The following is a 26,073-nucleotide window of genomic DNA, read 5'->3' as shown; positions in this document are numbered from 1 at the left end:
GTAATTTTCCCTTCATATCAGGTAACTTCACAACAAAATTAACAGATTTAACCATGATGCAATACCCAATAATACTGATATATATAAATAACAATAATTAGAACAAAAATTCATATAAAAAAAATTAAATTCGAGGAAAAACACAAACCAAATTTCCTTGATAAGTTTGTAGCAATTAATGCCATAGATAATTTATAGTAATAATATAAATAATAGTTTTTTATTGCTATTACGATATTAATAAAAATGATTTTTTGCCAAAAAATTATAACCTTAATTGCAACATATTGAATTTATTAAAATTATTTAGTGATTGTAATTGATGATTAAAATCATTTAGAATGAAAAAAAGAGTAAAAAACGATTAAATTGGTTTAAAAGAAATAAACGAATAAATTTATTGGTAGTCAGTTAAGAGCAAAAGCAGATGTCAAATGGGTCAATGAAAATAAACTAAAATTAATGACAATTTTCACTGTTTATAGCTAATTCAGTTATAAATACTCGATAATGAATTAAAAACTATAAAGCATTAGATGCAAGTGAGTGTAAGTATTTTGGAATCAGGCTAAATGGCATTTACGCAAATTTAAAGGTGTACAGGAAAAACATTTTTCTCACTTTTTGGAAGAATGTGAATGACGATTTAATAACTCTTATCCAAAAGAACCATTATCTAAATTAAAACAGATAGTTAAAAATTAAAACATCCTGGTTATCTGGGACTGTACCCTTTATTTATTGCATCATGAGGATTTAAAAATGCAAACCATAACTGAAACAACACCAATTGGCAAAATGGCTGTATTACTTGCCATGAGTGACACTGAAGAAGAAGAAAAAGCGTTAAAACAATATATTAATCAACTACCAACACATCGCGCTGCTGTAACTTTTATCACTGGGATCAGTGATAAAATATCCCATGTCTATATAAAATCAATTGTTAATACTGCCCTTTCAACAGAAACAGTCAATAAAACATCTGGTCAATTGCATGCTTTAATTCATGCTGGATTAGAGGCGCTAAATGCAATGGTAGTTCAACCTACTGTTGACTCTAGTTTGAAAATGAAAGTAAGCATGGTAACCAACAAAAATTGGGTTGCTGTTGCAACCTATGGATATTCTGCCTTTTCGCTATATACTAATCATGAACGAATGGGATTAGGGATTATGCACTTAAAGTGATATTGATCACATTTAATATAAAAATAGTTGTACCAAATTTTTTTTAGTGATAAGATTTTGACAGTTTAAAGTGAATATTTTGTAAAGTGTCTTAGTAAAAATTTATTAACGCCAAAGTGAATTAGTGTAAATTGACGGCCAACCTTTTTTGTAGGCTGTTTTTTTATGTTTGTAAAATCACAAGTTGTTAATTTTTATACTAATTCGAGAAGCACATGCTTAGAGATAAGCATGTGCTTTTTTTTTGGAAAATTTTTTGATTAAAGAAGATTAAACATATTTGGAGAACGTATGAATATCTTTTTATATACCCTATTTTGTTACGGCATAACAGCAGCAATTTCTTACATTGTCATTGCTCTGGTTATTTTTATAAGTAAAGTGATGAGCAAACCTAATAACTCATCAGACGAAAATAATTAAGGAGTTATTATGGATTTACTAATACAGATTTTTCCTGGTATTTCGTCATTGTTTATGCAATCACCAATCTTAGCGGTTGCTAGAATTTTAATGACTCTGTTTGGCATCATCCTTGCTTACCTAGGATTTAAAAAAACATTAGAACCACTAATTATGGTTCCAATGGGTATTGGCATGATAGCAATAAATACCGCATCGTTATATTTGGGTGATGGTGTTCTTGGTAATATTATCTTAGACCCACTCGTTTCTGAACCTGATGCCATTATTGATGTGATGCAGGTGAATTTCCTTCAACCTATTTACAATTTAACATTTAGTAACGCTCTCATTGGATGTTTAATCTTTATGGGAATAGGTTCCATGAGTGAAATAAGTTTTATACTTACTCGTCCATGGACCTGTATGACTTTGGCTATATTTGCCGAACTAGGTACTTTTTCTGCACTTATTCTTGGTGTCTATTTAGGTTTAACACCAGGTGAAGCTGCTGCTGCTGCAATAATCGGTGGTGCAGATGGTCCAATGGTTCTTTTTGCTTCATTGATAATGGCTAAAGATCTATTTGTTCCAATCGCTGTTATTGCCTACCTTTACTTAAGTTTAACTTACGTTGGTTATCCATACATAATCAAACTAATGATACCTAAAAAATATCGTGGTATTGACATGGAATTTGATATGCCTGAAGTCAGTAAGAAAACTAAATTCACAGTAACTATCATCTTATGTGCCGTCCTCTGCTTGTTATTACCGGTTGCCGCACCACTTATGATGTCATTTTTCCTTGGTATTGCGATTAAAGAAGCTGAAATTGAACCGTTACAAAACTTTTTAGAAAACGTTGTTTTATATGGCTCTACTTTCTTTATGGGACTCATTTTAGGTGTGCTATGTGATGCCAACATTTTATTAAATCCAAAAATCTTTATTTTGTTAGTGATCGGTATTTTTGCTTTAGCAGTATCTGGTATTGGAGCGCTTATTGGTGGTTGGATTTACTACTGGGCAACAAAAGGCAAATTTAATCCAGTCGTTGCTATCGCTGGGGTATCGTGTATGCCAACCTGTGCCAAAATCGCGCAAAAAGCAGCCATGCAAGAAAATCCATACTGCGTCATCATGCCAATTGCGATGGGTGCAACTATTTGTGGCACATTCACAACTGCAATAGCAACCGGTGTCTATATCGCAACTATTGGCTGGTTATAAATGGAGAAAGTTATGGAACCTACTATTCGTTATATCAATGATTGGAAATGTTTACACTTTGAGTGTATTGATTCAACTAATCTTTATGCCAAAAACGCTGTTTCTGAAAGTGGACCAAATAACTTCATTGTTATTGCGGATAGACAAACAAATGGTTATGGCCGCAACCAAAAAAACTGGGAATCATCAAATACAAAAGGTCTATTGATGAGCATTGTGATGCCAGTTTTTATAGATATAACTCAGTTAGCACAATCAACCTTAGTTTTAGCGGTTGCTATTCAACGGGCTATTTATCAATTAACAAAATTAAATTTGAAGATTAAGTGGCCTAATGACCTACATTCCGATAAAGGTAAGAAATGTGCCGGATTACTCATTGAGAATGTCATTTTAAAAAACAGTGAACTTAATCCAAAACAACACATTTTAGTTTTAGGTATCGGGCTTAATGTTGAACATGAACTGACCGATTTTTCGCAAGAGATAGCAAAAATAGCTACCTCATTATTTATAGAAACAGGAGTTAAATTAGATAGAACGTTACTAGTAACGACAATTTTAGAAAATGTGATTTTTTATTTTCAACAATGGCAAAAACAAGGGTTTAGCGAAATAAGAAAAGATTGGATTGAACATTCCTGTTCAATTGGTAAAGAGATTATCTTTTTTAACGATAATAAACAACAAGAAGGAACCATTTCTGCGTTATCACCGACAGGAGAACTGATTGTTCGTTTATCTAATGGAGAGACTGTTTCTGTGGATTCCGGAGAAATTTTATTTAAGTTGTAGGCAAAATTAGATCAGGCACTCCATTTTTACTAAAAGGAGAAATAAATGAGTAGCAACAAAAAGTGGGATACAAGAAAAACTGAATATTTGCAAAGAATGTCTCTTGCAATGCCATATATTAAAAATGGCAAAGAAGTAAGTGCAGCAGATACAGTAAAATTGTTAGAAGCTGTTATACGGCCTGGAGACAAGATTAATTTAGAGGGAAATAATCAAAAACAAGCTGATTTCTTAGCTGAATGCTTGTCTAAAGTCGATAGTAGCAAAATAAATAACTTACATATGGTGCAATCTGCACTTTCATTACCTATTTTCCTTGAAATATTTGAAAAAGGAATAGCTAAAAAATTAGATTTCGCCTACAGCGGCCCGTTAGGCGCTCAAATCGCTGAATTTATTAATAGTGGTAAGGTCGAATTAGGTGCAATCCATACCTATTTAGAATTATTTGCACGGTATTTCATGGATCTGACACCAAAAGTCACACTAATTTGTGCCTACGAAGGTGATCGAGAAGGTAATTTATACACTGGATTCAACACCGAAGATACACCAGTACAAGTTGAAGCGACTAAATTTAGTCAAGGAATTGTTATCGCTCAAGTTAATAAAATCGTCGATAAAGTGAAACGAGTTGACATACAAAGCGATTGGGTTGATATCGTCATTGAATCACCAAAACCATTCTATTTAGAACCTCTCTTCACCCGTGATCCAGCTTTAATTACCGATCAGCAGATTCTAATGGGCATGATAGCGTTAAAAGGTATTTATGCTAAATACGGAATTCAACGCCTTAACCATGGTATCGGATTTTATACCGCAGCAATTGAATTAATGTTGCCTACTTATGGTGAAGAACTTGGTCTAAAAGGAAAATGTTGTTCTCACTTCGCACTCAATCCTCATCCAACTTTGATTCCTGCCATTGAGAGCGGTTGGGTTAAAACCATTCATTCATTTGGTGGTGAATTAGGAATGGAACAATATTGTAATGCACGGCCAGATGTTTTCTTCGTTGGGACTGACGGTAGCATGCGTTCAAATCGTGCTTATTGCCAAACAGCGGGACATTATGCGGTTGATATGTTTATTGGCGGAACCTTACAAATCGATAAATATGGAAACAGTAGTACGGCTACAAGCAAAAGGGTTGCTGGTTTTGGTGGTGCGCCAAATATGGGTTGTGACTCAAAAGGTCGACGTCACTCAACTGATGCATGGCTAAAATGTGGCGCTGAATATGCTGCGCAAGCTGGCCAAATAGGACCAAATATTCCTCGTGGTAAACGTCTTGTAGTTCAAATGGCTGAAACATTTTTAGAAAAAATGACACCTGCTTATGTAGAACAATTAGATGCATTTGGTTTACAAAAAAATGCCAACTTATCCTTACCACCAATAATGGCGTATGGCGATGATGTCACTCATATCATTTCGGAAGAAGGGATTGCAAACTTACATATGTGTCGAACATTAGAAGAACGAATGAGAGCAATCGAAGGCGTCGCAGGTTATACAGAAATAGGATTAAGAGCAGATCCGAAAATCACCAAAATATTAAGGGAAAAAGGAATTATCCAAACTCCTGAAGATTTAGGAATAGATAGAAATAAAGCGAATCGCTCAATTCTGGCAGCAAAAAATATACGTGAGCTAGTTGATTGGTCAGGTGGCTTATATCAACCACCGAAACGATATCATAGCTGGTAAGAAATTGGAGAAATTGATATGACAAAAAAATCATTAAATACATTACATTTTGAGTTCAAAGCTGAGCAGTTAAAAGAGCCAATTGATATCGACTTTCACTTTGGTGTAGTAGGTTCTGGAGATATGGAAGTACTCATTCATCCAAAGAAAAATAGCAACAAAGCTGAATTCAAAGTTGTTACCCCAGTGACTGGTTTTGAACATGTTTGGGAAAAAGTATTGCAGAAATTTGTTAATGAGTCGGGTGTTCATGATGTTTTATTTGAGATCAATGACAATAATGCAACCCCTGCTGTTGTAAGTCTTAGATTATATCAATCGATAGGCGAATTGGCTGCAGCTGGTAAGGAAGGAGAATAGAAATGTCAAAATGGGATAATCTTCAAAATAACAGTTTTTTAGGTTCAACCGCTCGACAACGTGCTTTCGGTATTGTTGATAAAGGAACATTTACTGAATTAGCCTCACCAATGGATAAACTTGAAAGCCCGCATCTACCGGTTTTAGGTGAAGCCGTTGAATTTGATGACGGAATGGTAACAGGTGTCGGTCTTATTGGTAAACGTCCAATATTTGTTGTTTCAATGGAAGGACGTTTTATCGGTGGTGCGATTGGTGAAGTTAATGGAGCGAAAATGGTTAATAGCATTCGACTTGCATTAGAAGCTTACCATGAAATGAAAAAAACACATCCAAATCTCAAAGATAATCAAGGTCCAGCAGTGGTTATCTCTTTTGAAACCGGTGGAGTAAGACTACAAGAATCCAATGCAGGACTATTAGCGCATGCCGAAGTAATGGATCAAATTCAAAACTGTCGGGGTAAAGTTCCTATCATTACCCTTGTTGGCAGTAAAATCGGCGCTTTTGGTGGAATGGGGTTTGTAGCCGCAGCAACCGATGTAATTATCATGAATCAATATGGACGAGTTGGCTTAACAGGACCTGAAGTAATAGAACAAGAGATGGGTAAAGAGGAGTTTGATGCCAGTGATGTCTCTCTTGTTTTCCGTACTACAGGCAGTAAGCATAAATATATCATGCAAGATTGTAACTTCTTAGTCGATGATAAGATTTCAGCATTTAGATCACAACTAGAAAGTGTCTTAAATCTAACTATGAATGATATCGAAAAACTGCGACGAATTGGTTCTGAAGAGCTTGTCAAAAAACAACTTAAATGTGTAAAACTATCGATAGACCTTAAACCAAAAGATTCCGTTGATGTATGGAAATATGCAAATAACGACAATCCAGATGAATTAATTGAAATGACGGTAACTGATTTTCTTAATCAGGTTAAAAAATTAGATATTGATAGTTTAGAACCTTATAAATTTTAATGGAGAAACCTGATGGAAACACTAATTGGACAAGGCCGAGCAGCGATTGATTTTATTATCGATCAAGATAGCTTTCAGGAAAATATTGTTGGTGACCTCTGCATTAAAGATACTGAGTTTGGTCCTGGAGCAGTTATTGGAACTGCAATGTTAGATAACAAAATCTGTACCGTAATTGCTAATGACGCCATGGCGGCTAATGAAAAATTTCCGGTAGTTTATGCTGGGGTTATAGGTTTAGAAGAAGCTTACAAAATGGCATTAACTGTTTATGCCACCATTAAAGCTGATAAAGATAAACCAATAGAAGATAAAAGACCATTAATTTTGATTGTTGACACTCCGGGTAATGGACCAGGAAAACAAGAAGAAATTTTTGGTATGAATAAATCAACTGGTGCATATCAATTAGCATTAGCTGAAGCTCGTAAATCTGGGCATCCAATTGTAGCAATAGTTGTTGGACGCGCAATTAGCGGTGCATTTTTATGTCATGGATTACAAGCAGATCATATTTTATCTATGAGTCCTGAATTTGGCACCATGATTCATGTAATGCCAGTTTCTTCTGTTGCACGCATAACCAAATTAGATCTCGACTATCTAACTGAATTATCAAAATCAAATCCTGTTTTTGCCGCTGGCCCTCAATTTTTCGAAAAATTAGGCGGTATCAATGAGATTATTAATCAAATCAGTGATATTCGTCCAAAAGTGATTGCTCATGTTAATGAAGTTAAATCGCTAAAAAAACAAGGAAACAATGAAGCTTTGGGTCCTTGGGGAAGAGGATGTCTTGGTGAAAAACGAGGCGGAAGAACAACCAGACCAGTTGTTATTCAAAAAATGAATGAACAATTTAATGCAATAAAAAGTCGATATTTAGCCGGTTAATTAACAACACTAAAAAATCAGATTTTTTATTAAATTAGAAAATGGTTTTAAAGAAGATAAGGAAGGCCTCTATGAACATATTATTAAACAGTTTGAAAACTATTGTCGATGATATTGATTCTGCGCCAACCTTGCAAGATATGCCCAAACGGACACTCTCCGATAAAGGCATTGCAGGGGCAACAGCAGCACATGTTATTGAAGAAGTTCATACGCCTTTCAATTTTAGTTACATCACATTCACAACAGGCTCAAGTGCCTTCCAAAATATTGTTGGAGTAACAGAGCCTGAACTTCAGCAACGTCAATTAGTAGCTGAAAAAATTATGGCACAAGTTGGAGGTAAACGAGGCGATCATGCGCTTATTACTTATGCTCCTTTAGTCAACGTTTTTAGTGCTAACGCACTACGATCAGTTGGAATTTCTTGGAACTTTCTAAAAAGATCGGGAAGAGATGCTTTCATTCTTTCATTATGTGAAGATAAACCTAAATTCATTATTGGAGAATCTAGTTTTATCTATTCAACATTAATCGATGCCGCCTCATTAGGTTTTTATGAACTGCTTCCTCGTGATTGTATCGTACTTTGTGCTGGCACACCTTTGAAATTGGAATTAATCGAATTGGCAAGTCAATATGGTTGGCAAATTCATGATCTTTATGGTTGCCAAGAATTTGGTTGGTTAACTCTAGACGGCATTCCTTTACGCGATGATATATCCATGATCCCATCACCAATCGGTGGACAGTACCATGAAATGTTAGCAGGAGGATTACCTTTAGCAGATAGTTTCCCTATTAGTTCAAAAGGACACGTCTGTAATAGAGAAGGGAAAATTATATCCTATCAAAGAAAAAGAACTAATCCGGAGTATGAAGTATATGTTACGGGAACAACCTTTCCAACAATAGAAACAATAAGCCGTGTAGCAAGAACAATCTTACGTATAAAAGGAAGAGTGGTAAAAATAAGTCCACATATAAAATTTAATACCGACGCCACAGAATTAACCTATTTTCCATCAGTAGTTGAAGATTATCAAAACTTCTCTGCTATTGCTGTAATTAAAGGTCCTGAAAAAACAAGATTATTTGATTCAATAATTGAAGCCCAATTACAAATGCAATCTAGTTCAAAACAAGACCCAGCATGGATAAAGGGGAACTAACATTATGTATAAAAGACATATGCTAGTAGAAATAAGCCGTGAAGGTCGGGAAAGAATATTAAACAACTTATGTGTAACACAGAGAGATAATAAATTTTATCAATCTCTTTTACTACCTGATGAGAACCAAGATGAACAACGTTATTTATCGCAACCTTATTTTGACTCAATTCCTGCCATAGTAAGACGTAAAGATGAACGAACACCAACTGGAACTGTTGCTATTGCCTTTTCCTCTTGGCATCGAAATGAACAAGGGCGAATAAAAATCGCAGATTATGCTGATAATAATGAGATTATCAATGTCATTACACCTTATGACGTGACTCAAATTGTAATTGAGCATGCTCAAGACTATACCTCAAATCGTGTAATGAAGACATTAAAGAATCTCATACTTCAACATCAAAATGATGTGAAGATCGGTATTTGGGGATCAACTGCATTAGAGATAGTCACTGGCTATCACTATATTCATGATGATTCCGATCTCGATATTATTTTGTCATTTACTCATTTCACAAACAACAACATAAATAAACTACATTTTCTATTGGATAACATCCATGCAATAGAAAAAGAAAATAAGTTACGTATTGATCCAGAAGTCGATCTTTCTAATGGATATGGTATTTCATTAAAAGAGTTATGTAGTGATAGCAAAACGCTTTTGGGTAAATCGATAAATGATATTTCTTTATTATCTAGAGAGTCTGTATATCTAGATTTAAACATATAAATCGTAATTAACATTTTATTAACTGAACTATAAAGGAGCTAAAAATGACTGAATTAAAAGCTAAAATGCCGGGAAAAATTGTCGAGTATAAAGTTAAAGTCGGCGATTCTGTTAAGAAAAACCAAGAAGTTGCAATTATGGAAGCAATGAAAATGAAAAATCCACTTCCTGCACCTGCTGACGGTATTGTAAAAGAAATCAAAGCTGAAGTTGGTGTTAGATTAAGTAGTGGCGATATCATTCTTATTGTTGAGTAATACTGAAAATAGAGATTGCATTTATGCAATCTCTATAGGGAGATCCACATGATTATTTATGGCCTAGCTTTATTAAGTTTCTGTATGTTTGTTGGTGTTTTACTCGGCACTATTCTTGGGCATCTCTTAGGGATCCCTGCTGATATTGGAGGAGTTGGATTTGCTATGATTTTACTCATGGCATGTAATGAATATTTTAGAAAAAAAGGCTGGATGAAACCTGCAACTATATCAGGAATTACCTTCTGGTCTTCAATGTATATACCTATTGTTGTAGCTATGTCAGCTATCCAAAATGTTTACGCGGCTGTTTCTGGTGGGCTAATGGCATTTACTGCCGGTACACTCGGTTGCGCATTACTTTGGCCTTTAATTAGAGTTATTACTAAATTAGCCACAGTCAATGAGAACTGGGAAGCTGAATTAGCTGAATCAAATAAGTCAAAATAGCGAGATAAGCATATGGATATTTTAAAAATAATACAGACCATTTTTATCAATAATGGTTTTGTAATGACATTCTTGATTGTCGGATTAATTATGTGGATCTCCTCATTTATATCCAAAAAAGTGACGAAAGGAAGAATTGCTAGCTCAGCCATTGCGATTAGTGCAGGATTAATTTTAGCTTATATTGGTGGAAGTATAACAGGAGGGCAAAAAGGTATATCAAATATCCCAATGTTCTCTGGTTTTGCCGTTATGGGTGGGGCAATGTTGAGAGACTATGCCATAGTATCAACTGGATTTGGAGCGAGATTTGAAGAACTAAAAAAAGCAGGTCTTTCAGGTGCCGTTTCAATGTTTGTTGGTATTATAGGTGCTTTTGTCATTGGTGCTGTTGTTGCTTATTGTTTTGGGTATAGGGATGCTAGAGAGGTGGCAACAATAGGAGCTGGAGCAGTTACTTTTATTGTAGGTCCAGTGACTGGAACAGCATTAAATGTTGGTTCAGATATTATAGCTTTAAGTATAGCCGCTGGTATTGTCAAATCAATATTTGTGATGATAGCAACTCCTTTTATCGCCAAAATTTTTGGTGTAACCAATCCACAAGGTGCAATGGTTTATGGCGGATTAATGGGTACATCAAGTGGTACGCTAGCAGGATTAGCAGCAACTGATCCTCGACTTGTGCCTTATGGAGCAGTGGTCGCAACATTTTATACCGGTTTTGGTTGTTTAATGTGTCCATCGATACTTTATTTAATAACTAATTTAATTATTTAAAGTAATGGAGTGGAATTTAAAAATGACATTTAATTCTATGGATATAATAATTAAATGTCTTTTTATTATAGTTTTTTCATTATTACTGAGCGCTAGTTATGATATCTTACTCCCTGTAAATTCTATCATTCCTTTGAATATTCAATTTATTATCGTTTTATTCATTGGCGTTACACTTCATAACAGATATGGTTGTGTAGCGGTATTATTATACTTTTTACTTGGTCTAATACCCTGCCCTTTATTTTCATATAATACTCAAGGAATTCATTTTTTTACAAATACTATGGGTGGATTTCAGCTTGGATTAATACCTTTTGTTATTTTAATGGGTGTAAATACTCCAAATAAAAGTGTTCAATCATTATTTAAACAAAGTATATTCAGTCAAGTATTATTTTTTTCAATCGGCATTTTTGTATTTTACGCAATGACGAGACCAACATTCTCTTGGACACAAATACTATCAATGGGAATTGTTCCTTTTATTCCAGTAATAATGATAAATACGTTGTTTGTCATTCTTTGGTATAAATGTCTATATCCAATCGGTTTAAAACTTATTTTGAGGAAAAAACATGGCTAATAAAAAAAGCTTCTCATTTAACCAATTACCTATAAATAGAGCATTAAAACGTTCCAAAAAAAGCGTTTTACTACTGTTACTTGTGATCGGTTTCATTGCAGGAATTTGTTACACAAAATTTCTCATATAGATGTAAATACCGCATCCTTGTTAAGGTTTTTCTCCAGTTGTTTTAATTGTGCGGCTAAATCTTTCAGCCCCGTTACGATATCTTGTTTTCGTTGCTCTTTCTCTTTGTCAAAAGTTGGTTTGAGTTTTTGATGCACATTATCAGTATCATGACTTAATTGATTGATATCTTGTTTTTGTCCCTCTTTATCACGAACGATTAATTCGCCTTCCGATATCGCCGAGTGGGTGATATTTGATGATTTATCTCCATGTTAATACACCGATGGCTTGTTGCTTGTCGGTGTTAACTTGTTCGATCCGCCACTATCTCCTTGATTGCCATAACTCGCTCCTCCTGACACCGAAATACTGCTTACATTATATTCCGCCTTGTTTTTAATATCACTAAAGCCTATCGTTCCTGTTTCTAAACGATTACGGGTTTTATCATCTGCTTCTGAAGCTATCACCGCTCCGGTTAACTCGATATGATTGCCTACCGTGATATCATATCCACCAAATCACAACTGTATTCCAGCCCACCACCATAACTTAGTGGTGTTTTGTTTTTCTGATAGAGGGCTTTAATGATGTAAAAATAATTCAGGAGTCTATACCGTTTAATCTTATTTAAACGGCTAAAGTTAAATTTGAAGAATGTGAGTTTTTAAAATGTAAATACCCCATTCTTAGTACACAATTCACCTAGAAAATTACTCTGGGTGTTTTAGTGTTTTATATTCAATCGGCGTCATATTATTTAATGCCTCATGGGGTCTTTCGGTATTATAAATGGTTAACCACTCCTCTGTTATTTTCCTTACTTGTTTCAGGTTGTTAAAAACATATAAATCCAATACTTCTGTTCGATAAGTACGATTAAATCGTTCTATATAGCCATTTTGATAAGGACACCCCGGATTGATGTAATCTATAGTTATGCCATGTGCGTCAGCCCAATTATTGAATACGTTTCCGGTAAATTCTGGTCCATTATCTACTCTTACTTTTAATGGATAACCATAATACTCAGCCAGTTTATCGAGATAACGGGTCACTCTTCTGGCTGGTAAACACACTGCTATATCAATACCTAATGCCTCTCGGTTAAAGTCATCAATGACATTGAAAGTCCTAAATCTACGTTGATTTTGACTGCTGTCACTCATAAAATCCATTGAAAATAATCAATACAATTACCGACCAACATTTACGTTGGGGTTTTCCTAAATGTTTTAACCGCATCAGAAAGCTTGGTTATAAATGGAATCATAAACATGTATATCGGGTTTATTGTGAATTAAAACTGAATATCAGGATAAAGCGGAAAAAACGTATTCCACCACGAAGTCCGGAAAAGTTATCCGTTGCCGATAAACAAGGTAAATGTTGGTCAATGGATTTTATGAGTGACAGCAGTCGAAATTCGATATAACAGTCGTTACAATAAAAGAGTTAAATATATCGAAACAGTGATGATTAAACTCGCGAATATTTCTGCAAATTCTTGGCAAAAAATAACGGAAATTCGTAATGAAAATCAATCATATTTGGAAGGGATTTTGTGGAAAGCAGGTAATAAATACTATTTTGAAGCTAGTCAAAATAAGAATAATCTCTGTGAATCAACACATTATAAGGTTAAAAACGTTGATTTATTATTATCAGGTAACTATTGTGATTTAAAAAAAGAATGACTACTTCCTATTACCAACCAACCGATCGCTTGTATTGCTAAGACTAACTTATGATTAATATAGGCTATAACTATCTACATTGAGTAACAAAGGGAAGCTATAAAGAAAGGTAGATACATATAAAATCGTCATTAATAATTCTAAAATCTAAGATTTGACCAAGCCAAATATCCTTGATGTATTTAAACATGATTTATTTGATTTCAGATTTATTTGGGATTATTATTTATACAAAATAGCAACAAAATTATATATAAATCTACACCACAATTTTATCAGATGATTAGTAATTTTATAATATTGATTGTTTAAAATATACAAAAACATAGCTCAATATATTATTTACACAATATAACTGTCTCTTTTATTGAATCTAATAAAAATATCAGATAAAACTAAAACTGTTTTTAAAGAGAATTAAAATCTAATCACCGTATCCAAAATGAAAGAAGTAATAAAACCTATAAGTCAGCTTCTTGCCAATAGCTGTTATTGGTTTTTTTATTTATTATCAATATGTTATTTAATAAAGCTGTTTGATTTAATTTGATAATAGGCAAGCTAAGTATTTAATACAACTATCATCTACTAAAATAAATAGTAGGTTATTTTTTCATAAGGAGATCCACTGTGCGTGTTTTGCAATATATTTGTGCTATTGTTTTAGTCATAGCTGCCATGTTCTTAATCGTTATGGGTGCGAAGCTCGCTATTCTTGGCGGGTCTTTTTATTATATCATTGTCGGTTTATGTTATGCCCTTTCTGCTTGGTGGATGATTAAGAAAGATATAAAATCTTTATATTTAATCACTATTGTCTTATTTTCTACAATTGTTTGGACTTGGTGGGAAGTTGGTTTTGATTATTGGGCATGGTTTCCTCGATTTCTTACCCCTTTAGGTTTTTTTATTGTCGCTTGTTTCATTTTTTCATCATTTAAAAATAAAAAAGGTATCTCTTCAACGATAGCTACTGTCCTTGGCATTATTGTTTTTGGATGTTTCTTTGCGCGTGGCTTCATGAATAAACCGATAGTTGTCGCTAATGTTGATAGCCACGATTTTAAAGTTATTACTACTGATAATAAGCCAATAAACTGGACAGGTTATAGTCGAGATACGATGGGTATTCGTTATTCACCTTTCACACAAATTAATCGTGATAATGTTAACAAATTAAAATTAGCATGGATCTATCATACAGGGCGAGATCAAAATAGCCCTAACAAAGTTGATCAAAATACACCATTACAAATTGATAATACATTATATGCCTGCACACCGGAAAATACGATTCATGCTATTAATGCAACAACAGGTGAACGTAAGTGGGTTTTTGAAAGTAAAGCATCAGCAATTTCTTGGCAAAGATGCCGTGGTCTTGGTTATTATAAAGATGTTTCAACAATAAAAGGGGCGGAGTGTCATGAAAGGATCATTGCTAACACAGTTGATGGCCGCCTATTTGCATTAGATAGCGAAACCGGAAAACCTTGTAGTGACTTTGGTGATAATGGTGTTGTTAATCTTCGTGATAATATGGGTGATAATGGTCCTGGTTATTATTATCAAACATCGGCACCACTTGTTGCTAAAGATAAAATTGTGATTGGTGGTTGGGTTGCTGATAATCAACAATTAGGTGAACCTGCTGGTGCAATACGAGCTTTTGATGTAAAAAGTGGCCAATTGCTGTGGGCATGGGATCCTGCTGACCCTAATGTTAAACGTGATCCTATATCCGGTAATCATTATACGTTAGGCACTCCAAATATGTGGACACATGCAGCTTATGATCCCGATCTTGACCTAATTTATGCCCCAATGGGTAGTGCTGGTACCGATTACTATAATGCCGATCGTCCTAAAAAATCCATTCCTTATAATGCCGCACTGGTTGCACTCGATGGTCAAACAGGTCAGCCTAAATGGGTATTTCAAACCACTCATGATGACCTTTGGGATTATGACCTTCCTTCACAACCTGCATTAATTGATATGAAAAATGAAGCAGGTGAAGTGGTACCAACAATCATCCAGCTTACTAAGCGTGGACAAATTTTTGCACTAGATCGTCGTAATGGTACACCTGTAACCAAAGTTGAAGAACGACCGGTTCCACAAACAGGATCAATCCCTGAAAACACGATATCACCTACACAACCATATTCTGTAGGTATGCCACAAATTGGTGCTGAACCATTAAGTGAAGAAAAAACGTGGGGAACAACTATGTTTGATCAGCTTTTGTGTCGCATTAGTTTTCAAGATATGCGTTATGATGGTGATTTTACTTTAGTCGGTGTTGATAAATGGGGATTAATGTACCCTGGTGCCTTAGGTGGTTTTAACTGGGGAAGTGCTTCTTATGATCCTGAAAATCATCTACTATTTGTCAATGATATTCGCATACCAAATGTAAAACGCCTTATTACACGCGAACAATATAAAGAAGTGATCAAAACACAAACCCCAACACCTGATGGGCATGGCCTTGCTCCGATGGATGGTACACCATATGGTATTGAAACCAACGTCTGGTTCTCTCCAATTGGTGTTCCTTGTTTGCAGCCCCCTTTTGGAACTGTTACGGCTATCAACCTTGATACCAAAAAAATTGCTTGGCAAATACCAGCCGGTACAGCCGAGGAGTTGGGGCCGTTCGGTATTAAAGCGGGTATGCCATTAACCATGGGCATGCCAACTTATGCTGGTACAACCGTTACAGCTGGAGGTATCGTATTTTTTGCCGGTACACAGGATAATTATTTACGTGGCTATGATGCACAAACAGGACATGAACTTATTAAATTGCCTTTACCTGTTGGGGCAAGTGCAACACCAATGGTGTTTATTTCACCTGAAAATGGAAAGGAATATGTCGTTATTTCTGTTGGTGGAGCCGCTCATTCAAAAAATACTGGTGATTATATTATGGCGTTTACATTACCGGATGAATAATTAACCTCGAAATGAGTCCTAGCTTTGGTAAAAAGTGTTATTAAATTATTCAGCCCATTTAGTTTAAATTGAATGGGCAATAAATAATTTAAATAAAAATATTTTTTAACCCGGTTGAATGTCTTCACTTAAATAGAGTTACAGTGAACAAAAGGCGCTAGCTAAAGACTTGAAGAACTTTAAGCATGGGTGTTATTAAGCTAGTGTATGGGAAAAACTAGTTAGTAGCGAATATAGAAATTCATATTTAGCTAGCTACTTTGTTTTTACACCACCTTGGTCAAAAGACCATGTATTATTCTGTAAAAATAACGACTAAATATCAATTTAAATATATCTTCTTGATAAGTGATATATTTAAATTGATTATTCTTCTCTGCTTCATGTTTAATATGTGAAAGCATTCTTTTCCGAATAAGTCCATTCGCTAATCTTATCAGGTACCAATAGGGTAAAAATAAGATTATACTTTTGTAAATATCCCCTAAAATAGTACAGTAAACAAGTAGAAAATTCTCTATGATAAAAGCAAAAGAGAATTTGTATATAAAAAAATGTCTGAACACCAAATTGTATCTATTTTAAAAGAATCTGAAGCCGGCATTCCGGTTAAGGAGCTTTGCCGAAAATATGCCATAGAAAAATCACCTTTTATAAATGGCGAGAAAAATACGGCGGTATGTTAACAACCTGAAACAAGTTAGGAAAATAACAGAGGAGTGGTTAACCATTTATAATACCGAAAGACCGCATGAGGCATTAAATAATATGACGTCGATTGAATATAAAACACTAAAAAACCCAGAGTAATTTTCTACGTAAATTGTGTACTAAGAATGGGGTATTTACATCTCACTTGTACTTTCAGTGAGGCGCATTAGGAACTGAGTTAATCGTTTTGGTAAAAATCTTACTTTGTCATTCCTTTAATCCAAGAGGGATCATTTCTAATTTAGTGGTTCTTATAAAAATAGTGTATTTATTTTTTAGATAAAATAGTTTGAGTTCTTAAATATCCAATTTTAATAGTTAGATGATTCATCAAACAGCTCTATCTCATCTTTTTCAGCGTAATAACTTATCATGCCAAATAATTTATCTTCAATGACTATTGCTAGAATAGTTATGATATGAATAGTCTAAAATGAACCAACGCAAAACTATTAATGAATCGTCTCTAAAGATGCAATAATTACTTAATATAACATCTTAATAACCCAATAAAATTGATAAGGATTACAACTAATTCAGTTTATCGGTAAATTTAATCATTGTTCATTCACCACTAAATATCGTCTATAAATGACATACAAAAATTAATATCACAATAATTCAATTAGTTAAAAATCATAAAAATTTTTTAAAATATCTCATTGCCATTTACTAGACGATCGGTCTATAATTAGACCGGTTGTCTAGTAAACAAAAAAATTGTCTAAAAATCTAATAGACGAAATGTTATTAGAAAATAATATTTGATATCAGTTGTGTATAGATATGTATTACCGTTCAAATTATGTAATAGCAAGAACTATAAATATGCATTTTATGTAATTTGATTAAATCTAGATAAAGATAAATATTGATGTGTACTCTATAAATTAATATCAAAAATAAAACGACTAGAAAATAAAGTAATAAAAATTAAATCATCAATAATAAGAATACATTAGTTTTGACAAATAAGCTTTTTGTCGTTTGCTTATGGACAACATGGAATAGATTATTGGCCTATTTTAATAAAGATAGCCCTCGTTATATTGCTAAAGCAATTAATAAAAGTCGCGCCGTTAAAATTGCAAATCAAATTGAGGCAAACATATAAAACGCCACTTTATTGAAAAGTTAATTGCTCATATTTTGGATATTTCAATGAAGAAATATTCGTTAATTAATATTGCTCTTAAAAATAAATATCGAAATTTAATGAGACATGAAAAATACTAACTCATATCTTAAATAGTATAACTCATTCAGTCGATAATTTTTACTTAATAAACAGAGTATTAAACTGATATTGTATAAGGAGATATATGCAATGAATAAATTATTTACTGAATTACCTTTACGTTCTGGTGCAGTGTTTAAAAATAGAATCATTATGGCCCCAATGACTATTGAATCTGCATTTTATGATGGTAGTGTCACCAAAGAAATGATCGACTATTATGCCTTACGTTCTGGTGATGCTGCCGCTATTATTGTTGAAAGTGCATTTGTCGAGAATTATGGTAGAGCTTTTCCTGGCGCTCTCGGTGTTAATGATGATCAAAAAATTGAAGGATTAACCGAATTAGCGAGCGCAATAAAAACAAATGGTTCAAAAGCTATTCTGCAAATTTATCACGCAGGTAGAATGGCTAATCCAGAATATAATGGCGGGCATAAACCTATTTCTGCCAGCCCTGTTGCAGCTCTACGTGATAATGCAGTCACCCCATTAGAAATGACAAAAGAACAAATAGAATCAATGATCGAAAGTTTTTCACAAGCAGCCAAGAGAGCCATTTTGGCTGGTTTTGATGGTATTGAAATTCATGGAGCAAATACTTACTTAATCCAACAGTTTTTTTCACCTCATTCTAATCAAAGACAAGATCGCTGGGGCGGTAATCTTGAAAAACGGACTTCTTTTGCTTTAGCTATTTTGAATCAAATTCATCAAATGGTAAAAAAATATAGTAAAAATGATTTTATTATTGGCTATCGATTTTCTCCCGAGGAGCTGGAAGAACCCGGTATACGATTCAATGACAGTCTATATTTATTAGATAAGTTAGCTTGTCAGGGAATTGACTATATCCATTTTTCAATGAATCATTGGGCCAGAACATCCATTGTCGATATAGAAAATAAACAATCTTTAATTAGTCAATATTGTCAATTACGATCTGGTGAATTAGCAAAAGTCCCCGTAATAGGTGTAGGGGGTATTGCACAAGTTATTGATGCTGAGCAAGCCCTTCTATCTGGGTATGATATGGTCAGTATCGGAAAAGGCTACTTAGTTGATCCAAAATGGGCAACAAAAGCAAAAAATAAGGAAACCTGTGCTATTTTTGCGGATATAAACCAGCGTAAAAACCTCAAAATTCCAGCACCATTATGGAAGAGTATGGATTATATGATTGTTGATAGTCTACTTGAAGAGCAAAAACATCAACGCATAAAAGAATTGCAAAAAATTAAAATCACATTTACTCCGGGATCTTATACCGCTTATGGTCGCGGACATAATGGCGATCTACCTATTACAGTGACATTTTCCGAAGATAAAATCTTAAACATTAACGTTGATAATTCAAAAGAGTCTGAAGGTATAGCCAATCCAGCATTTGAAAGAATTCCTCAACAAATTATTGAAGGGCAAACGTTAAATGTTGATGTGATATCAGGTGCAACCGTGAGTAGCCAAGCTGTTATTAATGGTGTTGCTGACGCTGTAGATTTAGCTGGCGGTAATTCAGAAGCTTTACGTCACCGAACAAAGGTGCCTGTTAAATGGTCCACACAGACCATTGAAAAAAATGTTGATATTGTAGTTGTTGGCGGTGGCGGAGCGGGATTAAGTGCAGCATTATCAGCTTTAGACAAAGGCAAATCAGTTATTCTAATCGAAAAATTTCCTGCTATTGGAGGAAATACAGTGCGTACTGGTGGTTGGGTTAATGCTGCAGAGCCTGAATGGCAAAATCAATTTCCAAGTTTATCTGGTGAAAAAGAAACATTGATTAAACTAACAGAGGTCTCTGAATCTGAAATTGCTATTGAATATCTAAATGATTTTCGTGTTTTGAAACAACAAATCACGGAATATATTAAACAAACAGAACAAGGAAAGCATTATCTATTTGATTCGATTGAGTTACATCGAATACAAACCTATTTGGGTGGAAAACGTACAGATCGCAATGGCAATACGATCTATGGTCAATATGATCTTGTTGAAACACTAACGCGCCGTGCAATGGAATCAATTAATTGGTTAGAAGAAAAAGGAATTAAATTTGATCGTAGTGTTGTTGAAATCCCTGTTGGAGCGTTATGGCGCAGAGCTCATAAACCTAAACGTCCAAAAGGAGTGGAATTTATTGAAATATTGCAACAACGAATTATAGAGAAAAATGGCTGTATTATGACTGATACTTGTGCAGAAAATCTAATTTTAAACGAAGGAAAAGTTGTCGGGATTAATGCTATCCAAAGTAATGCTACAAAAATTATTTTCCACGTTAATAATGCAGTAATACTTGCATCAGGTGGTTTTGGTGCAAATACCAAAATGATTCAAAAATATAATACTTATTGGGCAGAAATCGCTGATGATATTAAAACGACAAATTCACCCGCATTAGTTGGTGATGGTATTAAAATTGGTGAACAAGCTGGGGCTGAATTAGTTGGTATGGGGTTTGTACAACTTATGCCAGTTGGTGATCCTAAATCAGGTGCATTGTTAACAGGATTAATTGTACCGCCTGAAAATTTTGTATTTGTTAATCAACAAGGTAAACGATTTGTTAATGAATGCGAAAGTCGTGATGTATTATCACAAGCGTTTATGGATAATGGTGGTGTAATTTACATGATTGCAGATGAAAAAATTCGCCAAACGGCGGCCAATACATCAGATGAAATTATTGAAAGAGAAATCAGTGAAGGCATTATTTATCAAGCTGAGACTTTAGAGGAATTAGCTAATAAAATTAGAGTTCCTGCAACTACTTTAATAGAAACAATAGATTGCTATAATCAATATGTGGAGCGAGGAAAAGATCTTGAATTTAATAAAAGTGCATTAAGCTTAAAAGTTGAGCAACCTCCTTTTTATGCTACACCAAGAAAACCTTCCGTTCACCACACAATGGGAGGATTAAAGATAGATAAAAATGCCCGTGTAATTGATAAACAAGGCAATATCATTCAAGGATTATACGCAGCAGGTGAGGTGGCTGGTGGAATTCATGCAGGTAATCGTTTAGGTGGAAATGCACTAATCGATATTTTTACTTATGGACGTATTGCTGGAGAGAGTGCCGCTCAAAATGTATAATTAAATTTTCTGGAAAATGTGATAAATAGCAAAATGTATTTATGATAGATAAATTTCTAACTTATCTTATTCATTATAATAGTTAAGGATCTAAATAGAAAAATCTATCATGTAATATGTTTTGTTTAATTTGGTTTTACTGGCAATAAAAATCAAAAATTAATCTCATAGACAATTAATACTAATACAATGGATAAGATCAACGCGATATTTATCAATTTTTTTGGGATTTTATTGCAACTAGAAAACAAAATTTGGAGCGGGAAACGAGGTTCGAACTCGCGACCTCAACCTTGGCAAGGTTGCGCTCTACCAACTGAGCTATTCCCGCTTATTAGAAGGCTTCGTAAGAAGTGGAAAGCATTATACAAAAATTTCTGGCTGTCGCAACCCTTTTTTGCCATTATTTTTTATCTTTCCAGCTAAGTGATTCAAAAACACCAAATAAAAATAAACGAAGTACTTTAAATTTGTCCTGCTGTTTTTCTTGATTAGTCATGGTCGAATGTAACATCCAAGCTTGCAAGCCATGCATGACCACAAAAGCAATTAAACCAATATTAGCTACAACATTAGCTGGTTTGGGATAAGGATGAACTAAATTAAATAATAAAAAAAGCCATATAAATGAATATAAAATCTTACCAATTAATACAAACATTAACTATTTTCTCTAATAAAAAGATAACAATGAACTTGACCAGCCGTTTTTTCTCGATGTAATTGCCAGTTCAATGGGATATATTCCATTACATTATGATCAACTTCAGTCTCAACATAGATGTAAGATGAAGGTTTAAGCCAGTTATTTGCTTCAAGTTGATTAACCGTTTTGGCAACCAAAGCGCGATGAAATGGTGGATCAATAAATACAATATCAAACTGCTTTTGCGCGGTTTTGTTGAGCCAAAGCAAGGTATCAGTTTGATAAATATCGATAGCCTCGCTAGCAATAATTTGTTTATTTTTACTAAGTTGTTGCGCAACTTGTTTATCCTTTTCAAGTAGTGTTACACTTTTAGCTCCTCTTGAAGCTGCTTCAAAGCCTAATGATCCACTACCTGAAAAACAATCTAAACAAATACTGTCATGTATAACTGGCATTAACCAGTTATACAAGGTTTCTTTAACTCTATCAGTTGTAGGACGAAGCCCTTGTTTATCTAAAACAGATAGTTTACGTCCACGCCACTTTCCACCAATTATTCTAATTGAACCATTCATTGTGAATCCTTATTTAGAATAATTCAGAAGTATTGCCTTCAGAATCGGTAACTTTAGTACCAATTTCTTGTGTAGCATAATGTGTTGGTTCAGTGCCTTTAATAAAATATTCTGACATAGTTTGCGAACCAGGTTGAGGTAATAAACCTGTTCTTTGATCTATCGTTACCGAAATAACATCTTCTGGTTTGACATCTTCTTTTACAGGTACATCTTTCAGTGCCACTTTCATATAATCGACCCAGATCGGATTAGCGGTCACCGCCCCTGCTTCTGCGCGGAAAGTTCGTCCTAATTCACGACGATGATCATCAAAGCCCATCCATACAGTTGTGACGATATTACCACCAAATCCAGAAAACCAAACGTCTTTTGAACCATTAGTTGTACCGGTTTTACCACCCACGTCTTTACGCCCTAGTGATTTGACTCGCCAAGCTGTACCTTGCCAATCCGAGCCACCAAATACCGTTGATCGAAGTCCGTCTTTCATAATAAATGCAATGCCACTACTTAATGTATGTGGTGCATATTTTGGTGTAATGTCATTTGATTTATTATCTTTATTCATATCAGGTAATATTAAATTATCTTCTGATTTCATATTAGCAAGTTCTGGCTCTTCATTATCTGTTTGATTAGCAACATCCTCAACGTTATCTAATGATGCTGGTGTAGACTCCGTTGTCTGAACTTCATCGTTACAATTCTGACAAGCAATAAGAGGTTGATGTTGGTAAATGACATCTTTATTATTATAGTACTCTATCTTTTCAATCAAATATGGAGTAACTAAATACCCACCATTAACAATTACAGAATACGCCCTTGCAACTTGCAGTGGAGTAAATGATGCTGATCCTAAAGCTAATGATTCATTATGCGAAATATTTTCTTTTGGAAATCCAAATCGCTCTAAGTAAGATGCAGCATAATCAATGCCAACAGCACGAAGCGCTCTTACCATCATTACATTTTTTGACATACCTAAACCAATTCTTAAGCGTAATGGCCCTGCATAACTCGGCGGAGAGTTTTTAGGTCGCCAAGTTTCACTACCCGTAGTGCGCACAATTGGCGCATCATTGAGTAATGTAGCCATAGTCAATCCTTGCTCTAATGTTGCCGTATAAATAAATGGTTTTATATTTGAACCTAATTGACGTAATGCTTGAGTAGCTCGGTTGAATTTACTCAAATTAAAATCATACCCACCCACAATAGCTTTGATAGCACCATTGTCTGAATCCAATGAAACTAAAGCAGCATTTACCGCCGGAACTTGAGCTAGCTCCCAATTATCTTGAGGTTTTCTCACCCAGATCAATTGTCCAGCTTTTATGGTATCCGATACTTTTTTAGGGAAACCACCTTGCTGCGTATCACTGATAAATGGACGAGCCCACTTCATTCCCTGATAAGTAATCACGATATTGCTACTATCAGTTAACACAGCCGTAGCCTCTGAATCAGACGCTTTAATTACTACTGCAGGACAAATGCCACCATAGCAAATATACTTTTCTAATTCTTTCTTAATTTGTTCTGCATCCCAAGGCGATTCATTATTCTTCCATAATACTTTTTCAGGACCTCGGTAACCATGTCTTATATCGTAATCAATGATATGTTTTTGTACCGATTCAGTTGCTGCTATCTGATCTTGTTTAGAAATTGTGGTATAGACTTTATAACCATCAGTATAAGCATTTTCGCCAAATTTTTCGTACATAAATTGACGAGCCATTTCAGCAACATAAGGAGCAGAAAATTCGATTTGTGGTGCATGATAACTAACATTTAATGGTTTACTAATCGCTTCATCATATTGTGCTTGAGTAATATAAGATTGGTCTAACATACGCCCTAATACCCAATTACGGCGAGTTAAGGCTTTTTCAGGGTGCGCAATTGGATTAAATGCAGACGGCGCATTCGGTAATCCAGCTAATAAGGCAGCTTCATCAACCGTTAAATCTTGTGGCGATTTTCCAAAAAAAGTATAAGCTGCAGCAGCTACACCATAGGCTCTTGAACCAAAATTAATCATATTGAGATAAAGTGCCATTATCTCTTCTTTTGACAACTCTTTTTCCATACGAATGGCCAAAATCATCTCTTTCACTTTACGAGATATACTTTTTTCAGGCGTTAGAAAGAAGTTTTTTGCGACTTGTTGGGTAATGGTACTCCCACCTTGTGAAAAGCCTTTTTGTTTCAATCCGATATACATAGCTCGAATGATACCGATTGGATCGATTCCAAAATGTTCATGAAAACGCGCATCTTCAGTTGCGATAACAGCATTAACAACTAATTGGGGTATTTCGTCATATTTCAGTGGTGTTCGACGTCGTTCACCAAAAATAGCGATTAATTCACCATCTTTACTTAATACTTGTAATGGTGTTTGTAAACGCACATCTTTCAATGAAGCAACATCAGGCAGATCTTTTGAGTAATATGCATACCCAGCAATCCCAATGATTAGGCCACAAATAAAACAACCGATTAAAAGCTTTAAAATAATTTTTAATAGTTTAATTAAAATCACAAAATTATTCCTACCTAATTTCTTAAAGGTAAAAGTAAGGGCAACAAAGTCACCCCTGTTCCCCTAGAAAATGTTTAACATATATTTTTATGACAATAATTATACACCTATTACATTAAAAGGCGCAAAATAAAGTGCTTCAATTGTATCGTTAATGAGTTAATATATCCATGCTTAATAAGCATTATTATCTATCACGATGTTTATTCTATAAGATTCTTGTTATTTTCAGTTAACAAAATAAATAATTCGATTATTTTAATAAGTTAAGGTTTATACGATGATATATCAATTTTACGGAGTTAATTTTAAAACAGAGATACGAATTGGTCTGTTATCGGGATTACTGTTTATTGCAACTTGGGTATTATCTATTATATTTTATTATCAATTTAATCAATTAAATTCAATACATGATATACCTGAAAATATATTTTTTGGGGCTATGTTTCTGGGATGTACAGTATTTTTATTTTTATTACGTTTTTTGGGTTTAAAGTTCAGACAATTATGGTTTATTAACATAGATGAACAGCATTGCCCCGTTTTTATCATAAAACAGAAAGGTAAAGAAGAAGAGAAAATAGATATAGTTCAAGAATTGAACAGCCTCATTTATATTGGAACTCGCAATGAATTACGCTATTTAAAAATTAAATCCACACGTATCAATTATAAAATACGCGTGGGGACTTCATTATTAGCACCCTTCTCTAACAAAGTCGATATTAATACTTTAGATAATTTTATCAATAATTTAGAGCGTATTTTACAAGATAATAAATTTCAAATAAAAAAGGTAAAAACAAAGTCAAACAGTTTTGAATATCGATTTGAGAATGCAACTATATGTAAGTAAAAGATTGGGTGTTATCACATTGTTTTTAAATAATAAATCAAATAGATTACTATTAATTT

24 protein-coding genes, 1 tRNA gene and 3 pseudogenes are annotated in these 26,073 nt (G+C 34.2%); 22 read left to right on the top strand and 6 right to left on the bottom strand.

Annotation, left to right across the window (positions count from 1 at the left end):
• Positions 1-555: 555 nt before the first annotated feature.
• From A9G11_RS14800 to A9G11_RS07835, 15 genes and pseudogenes are all read left to right on the top strand, one after another.
• Positions 556-639: pseudogene (locus tag A9G11_RS14800) on the top strand (IS1595 family transposase); the annotation flags it as partial.
• Between the two features lie 123 nt (positions 640-762).
• A complete protein-coding gene (locus A9G11_RS07895; protein ID WP_065619069.1) occupies positions 763-1,191 on the top strand; it encodes a HutP family protein in 429 nt (142 codons plus the stop codon).
• Positions 1,192-1,482: 291 nt separating this feature from the next.
• A complete protein-coding gene (locus tag A9G11_RS14685) occupies positions 1,483-1,614 on the top strand; it encodes a hypothetical protein (protein ID WP_255308536.1) in 132 nt (43 codons plus the stop codon).
• Between the two features lie 9 nt (positions 1,615-1,623).
• Positions 1,624-2,826 carry a Na+-transporting malonate decarboxylase, carboxybiotin decarboxylase subunit gene (madB, locus tag A9G11_RS07890; protein WP_081298475.1) on the top strand — a complete coding sequence of 401 codons (1,203 nt, stop codon included), beginning with the start codon at positions 1,624-1,626 and terminating at the stop codon, positions 2,824-2,826.
• 12 nt (positions 2,827-2,838) lie between these two features.
• On the top strand, positions 2,839-3,621 hold the full coding sequence (locus A9G11_RS07885) for a biotin--[acetyl-CoA-carboxylase] ligase (RefSeq protein ID WP_065619067.1): 783 nt from the start codon (positions 2,839-2,841) through the stop codon (positions 3,619-3,621).
• Between the two features lie 45 nt (positions 3,622-3,666).
• Positions 3,667-5,334: a malonate decarboxylase subunit alpha gene (mdcA, locus tag A9G11_RS07880; RefSeq protein ID WP_065619066.1), complete on the top strand. Its 1,668-nt coding sequence runs from the start codon at positions 3,667-3,669 to the stop codon at positions 5,332-5,334.
• Positions 5,335-5,352: 18 nt separating this feature from the next.
• Positions 5,353-5,694 (top strand): malonate decarboxylase acyl carrier protein, encoded by a 342-nt coding sequence (gene mdcC / locus A9G11_RS07875; RefSeq protein WP_065619065.1) that lies wholly within the window; start codon positions 5,353-5,355, stop codon positions 5,692-5,694.
• Positions 5,695-5,696: 2 nt separating this feature from the next.
• Positions 5,697-6,677, top strand: coding sequence for a biotin-independent malonate decarboxylase subunit beta (locus A9G11_RS07870; RefSeq protein WP_065619064.1), 981 nt, complete (start codon positions 5,697-5,699; stop codon positions 6,675-6,677).
• 12 nt (positions 6,678-6,689) lie between these two features.
• The gene (gene mdcE / locus A9G11_RS07865) at positions 6,690-7,571 is read left to right on the top strand and encodes a biotin-independent malonate decarboxylase subunit gamma (protein WP_065619063.1); all 882 of its coding nucleotides are present in this window, start codon (positions 6,690-6,692) and stop codon (positions 7,569-7,571) included.
• Positions 7,572-7,642: 71 nt separating this feature from the next.
• Positions 7,643-8,743 (top strand): acyl carrier protein, encoded by a 1,101-nt coding sequence (locus A9G11_RS07860; protein ID WP_065619062.1) that lies wholly within the window; start codon positions 7,643-7,645, stop codon positions 8,741-8,743.
• Positions 8,744-8,747: 4 nt separating this feature from the next.
• Positions 8,748-9,482, top strand: a complete 735-nt coding sequence (gene mdcG, locus A9G11_RS07855) for a malonate decarboxylase holo-[acyl-carrier-protein] synthase (protein WP_065619061.1) — start codon at positions 8,748-8,750, stop codon at positions 9,480-9,482.
• Positions 9,483-9,526: 44 nt separating this feature from the next.
• The gene (locus A9G11_RS07850) at positions 9,527-9,739 is read left to right on the top strand and encodes an acetyl-CoA carboxylase biotin carboxyl carrier protein subunit (RefSeq protein WP_065619060.1); all 213 of its coding nucleotides are present in this window, start codon (positions 9,527-9,529) and stop codon (positions 9,737-9,739) included.
• Positions 9,740-9,787: 48 nt separating this feature from the next.
• On the top strand, positions 9,788-10,189 hold the full coding sequence (gene madL / locus A9G11_RS07845) for a malonate transporter subunit MadL (protein WP_065619059.1): 402 nt from the start codon (positions 9,788-9,790) through the stop codon (positions 10,187-10,189).
• Positions 10,190-10,201: 12 nt separating this feature from the next.
• A complete protein-coding gene (gene madM, locus A9G11_RS07840; protein ID WP_065619058.1) occupies positions 10,202-10,969 on the top strand; it encodes a malonate transporter subunit MadM in 768 nt (255 codons plus the stop codon).
• A gap of 22 nt (positions 10,970-10,991) precedes the next feature.
• A complete protein-coding gene (locus tag A9G11_RS07835; protein ID WP_065619057.1) occupies positions 10,992-11,555 on the top strand; it encodes a biotin transporter BioY in 564 nt (187 codons plus the stop codon).
• Positions 11,556-11,938: 383 nt separating this feature from the next.
• Here A9G11_RS07835 and A9G11_RS14195 read toward each other — a convergent pair whose 3' ends face one another.
• Both A9G11_RS14195 and A9G11_RS07830 read right to left on the bottom strand, forming a co-directional pair.
• Positions 11,939-12,136 carry a hypothetical protein gene (locus A9G11_RS14195; RefSeq protein WP_141674377.1) on the bottom strand — a complete coding sequence of 66 codons (198 nt, stop codon included), beginning with the start codon at positions 12,134-12,136 and terminating at the stop codon, positions 11,939-11,941.
• Positions 12,137-12,379: 243 nt separating this feature from the next.
• Positions 12,380-12,835: an IS3 family transposase gene (locus tag A9G11_RS07830; protein WP_065619056.1), complete on the bottom strand. Its 456-nt coding sequence runs from the start codon at positions 12,833-12,835 to the stop codon at positions 12,380-12,382.
• A gap of 8 nt (positions 12,836-12,843) precedes the next feature.
• On the opposite strand from A9G11_RS07830, the gene A9G11_RS14190 reads away from it, so the two are divergent.
• The 6 genes and pseudogenes from A9G11_RS14190 to A9G11_RS07815 all read left to right on the top strand — a co-directional run bounded on the left by A9G11_RS14190 (position 12,844) and on the right by A9G11_RS07815 (position 21,377).
• Positions 12,844-13,101 (top strand): transposase, encoded by a 258-nt coding sequence (locus A9G11_RS14190; protein ID WP_141674376.1) that lies wholly within the window; start codon positions 12,844-12,846, stop codon positions 13,099-13,101.
• Positions 13,076-13,363, top strand: a complete 288-nt coding sequence (locus tag A9G11_RS07825; protein WP_065619055.1) for a hypothetical protein — start codon at positions 13,076-13,078, stop codon at positions 13,361-13,363. Before A9G11_RS14190 ends, A9G11_RS07825 begins: the two co-directional genes overlap by 26 nt.
• Before the next feature lie 630 nt (positions 13,364-13,993).
• The gene (locus tag A9G11_RS07820; protein ID WP_065619054.1) at positions 13,994-16,324 is read left to right on the top strand and encodes a membrane-bound PQQ-dependent dehydrogenase, glucose/quinate/shikimate family; all 2,331 of its coding nucleotides are present in this window, start codon (positions 13,994-13,996) and stop codon (positions 16,322-16,324) included.
• Between the two features lie 554 nt (positions 16,325-16,878).
• Positions 16,879-17,006 (top strand): annotated as a pseudogene (locus A9G11_RS14610) (transposase); the annotation flags it as partial.
• Positions 17,007-17,011: 5 nt separating this feature from the next.
• A pseudogene (locus A9G11_RS14050) lies at positions 17,012-17,134 on the top strand (integrase core domain-containing protein); the annotation flags it as partial.
• A 1,228-nt stretch (positions 17,135-18,362) separates the two neighbouring features.
• A complete protein-coding gene (locus tag A9G11_RS07815; RefSeq protein ID WP_065619053.1) occupies positions 18,363-21,377 on the top strand; it encodes a flavocytochrome c in 3,015 nt (1,004 codons plus the stop codon).
• Between the two features lie 255 nt (positions 21,378-21,632).
• On the opposite strand, the gene A9G11_RS07810 is transcribed toward A9G11_RS07815, so the two are convergent.
• The 4 genes from A9G11_RS07810 to A9G11_RS07795 all read right to left on the bottom strand — a co-directional run bounded on the left by A9G11_RS07810 (position 21,633) and on the right by A9G11_RS07795 (position 25,146).
• Positions 21,633-21,708 (bottom strand) — tRNA-Gly (locus A9G11_RS07810).
• 72 nt (positions 21,709-21,780) lie between these two features.
• Positions 21,781-22,038: a DUF1145 domain-containing protein gene (locus A9G11_RS07805; protein WP_065619052.1), complete on the bottom strand. Its 258-nt coding sequence runs from the start codon at positions 22,036-22,038 to the stop codon at positions 21,781-21,783.
• On the bottom strand, positions 22,038-22,601 hold the full coding sequence (rsmD, locus tag A9G11_RS07800; protein WP_065619051.1) for a 16S rRNA (guanine(966)-N(2))-methyltransferase RsmD: 564 nt from the start codon (positions 22,599-22,601) through the stop codon (positions 22,038-22,040). The genes A9G11_RS07805 and rsmD overlap by 1 nt, the downstream gene beginning before the upstream one ends.
• Positions 22,602-22,614: 13 nt before the next feature.
• Positions 22,615-25,146, bottom strand: a complete 2,532-nt coding sequence (locus A9G11_RS07795) for a PBP1A family penicillin-binding protein (protein WP_065619077.1) — start codon at positions 25,144-25,146, stop codon at positions 22,615-22,617.
• Positions 25,147-25,435: 289 nt separating this feature from the next.
• Here A9G11_RS07795 and A9G11_RS07790 point away from each other — a divergent pair, with 289 nt between their 5' ends.
• Entirely contained in the window at positions 25,436-26,014 is a 579-nt protein-coding gene (locus tag A9G11_RS07790) for a hypothetical protein (protein WP_065619050.1), read from the top strand.
• The last annotated feature ends 59 nt before the right edge of the window (positions 26,015-26,073 follow it).

The sequence above is a fragment of the Gilliamella sp. wkB108 genome (assembly GCF_001690195.1).
Taxonomy (GTDB): Bacteria; Pseudomonadota; Gammaproteobacteria; order Enterobacterales; family Orbaceae; genus Gilliamella; species Gilliamella apicola_L.
This window is presented reverse-complemented; position numbering and strand designations above follow the sequence as displayed.

Excerpts from the sequence above, each read along its gene's own strand:
- A9G11_RS07895 (WP_065619069.1), top strand. The coding sequence starts at position 763 with ATGCAAACCATAACTGAAACAACACCAATTGGCAAAATGGCTGTATTA.
- A9G11_RS14685 (WP_255308536.1), top strand. The coding sequence starts at position 1,483 with ATGAATATCTTTTTATATACCCTATTTTGTTACGGCATAACAGCAGCA.
- madB (WP_081298475.1), top strand. The coding sequence starts at position 1,624 with ATGGATTTACTAATACAGATTTTTCCTGGTATTTCGTCATTGTTTATG.
- A9G11_RS07885 (WP_065619067.1), top strand. The coding sequence starts at position 2,839 with ATGGAACCTACTATTCGTTATATCAATGATTGGAAATGTTTACACTTT.
- mdcA (WP_065619066.1), top strand. The coding sequence starts at position 3,667 with ATGAGTAGCAACAAAAAGTGGGATACAAGAAAAACTGAATATTTGCAA.
- mdcC (WP_065619065.1), top strand. The coding sequence starts at position 5,353 with ATGACAAAAAAATCATTAAATACATTACATTTTGAGTTCAAAGCTGAG.
- A9G11_RS07870 (WP_065619064.1), top strand. The coding sequence starts at position 5,697 with ATGTCAAAATGGGATAATCTTCAAAATAACAGTTTTTTAGGTTCAACC.
- mdcE (WP_065619063.1), top strand. The coding sequence starts at position 6,690 with ATGGAAACACTAATTGGACAAGGCCGAGCAGCGATTGATTTTATTATC.
- A9G11_RS07860 (WP_065619062.1), top strand. The coding sequence starts at position 7,643 with ATGAACATATTATTAAACAGTTTGAAAACTATTGTCGATGATATTGAT.
- mdcG (WP_065619061.1), top strand. The coding sequence starts at position 8,748 with ATGTATAAAAGACATATGCTAGTAGAAATAAGCCGTGAAGGTCGGGAA.
- A9G11_RS07850 (WP_065619060.1), top strand. The coding sequence starts at position 9,527 with ATGACTGAATTAAAAGCTAAAATGCCGGGAAAAATTGTCGAGTATAAA.
- madL (WP_065619059.1), top strand. The coding sequence starts at position 9,788 with ATGATTATTTATGGCCTAGCTTTATTAAGTTTCTGTATGTTTGTTGGT.
- madM (WP_065619058.1), top strand. The coding sequence starts at position 10,202 with ATGGATATTTTAAAAATAATACAGACCATTTTTATCAATAATGGTTTT.
- A9G11_RS07835 (WP_065619057.1), top strand. The coding sequence starts at position 10,992 with ATGACATTTAATTCTATGGATATAATAATTAAATGTCTTTTTATTATA.
- A9G11_RS07830 (WP_065619056.1), bottom strand. The coding sequence starts at position 12,835 with ATGAGTGACAGCAGTCAAAATCAACGTAGATTTAGGACTTTCAATGTC.
- A9G11_RS07815 (WP_065619053.1), top strand. The coding sequence starts at position 18,363 with ATGAATAAATTATTTACTGAATTACCTTTACGTTCTGGTGCAGTGTTT.
- A9G11_RS07805 (WP_065619052.1), bottom strand. The coding sequence starts at position 22,038 with ATGTTTGTATTAATTGGTAAGATTTTATATTCATTTATATGGCTTTTT.
- rsmD (WP_065619051.1), bottom strand. The coding sequence starts at position 22,601 with ATGAATGGTTCAATTAGAATAATTGGTGGAAAGTGGCGTGGACGTAAA.
- A9G11_RS07790 (WP_065619050.1), top strand. The coding sequence starts at position 25,436 with ATGATATATCAATTTTACGGAGTTAATTTTAAAACAGAGATACGAATT.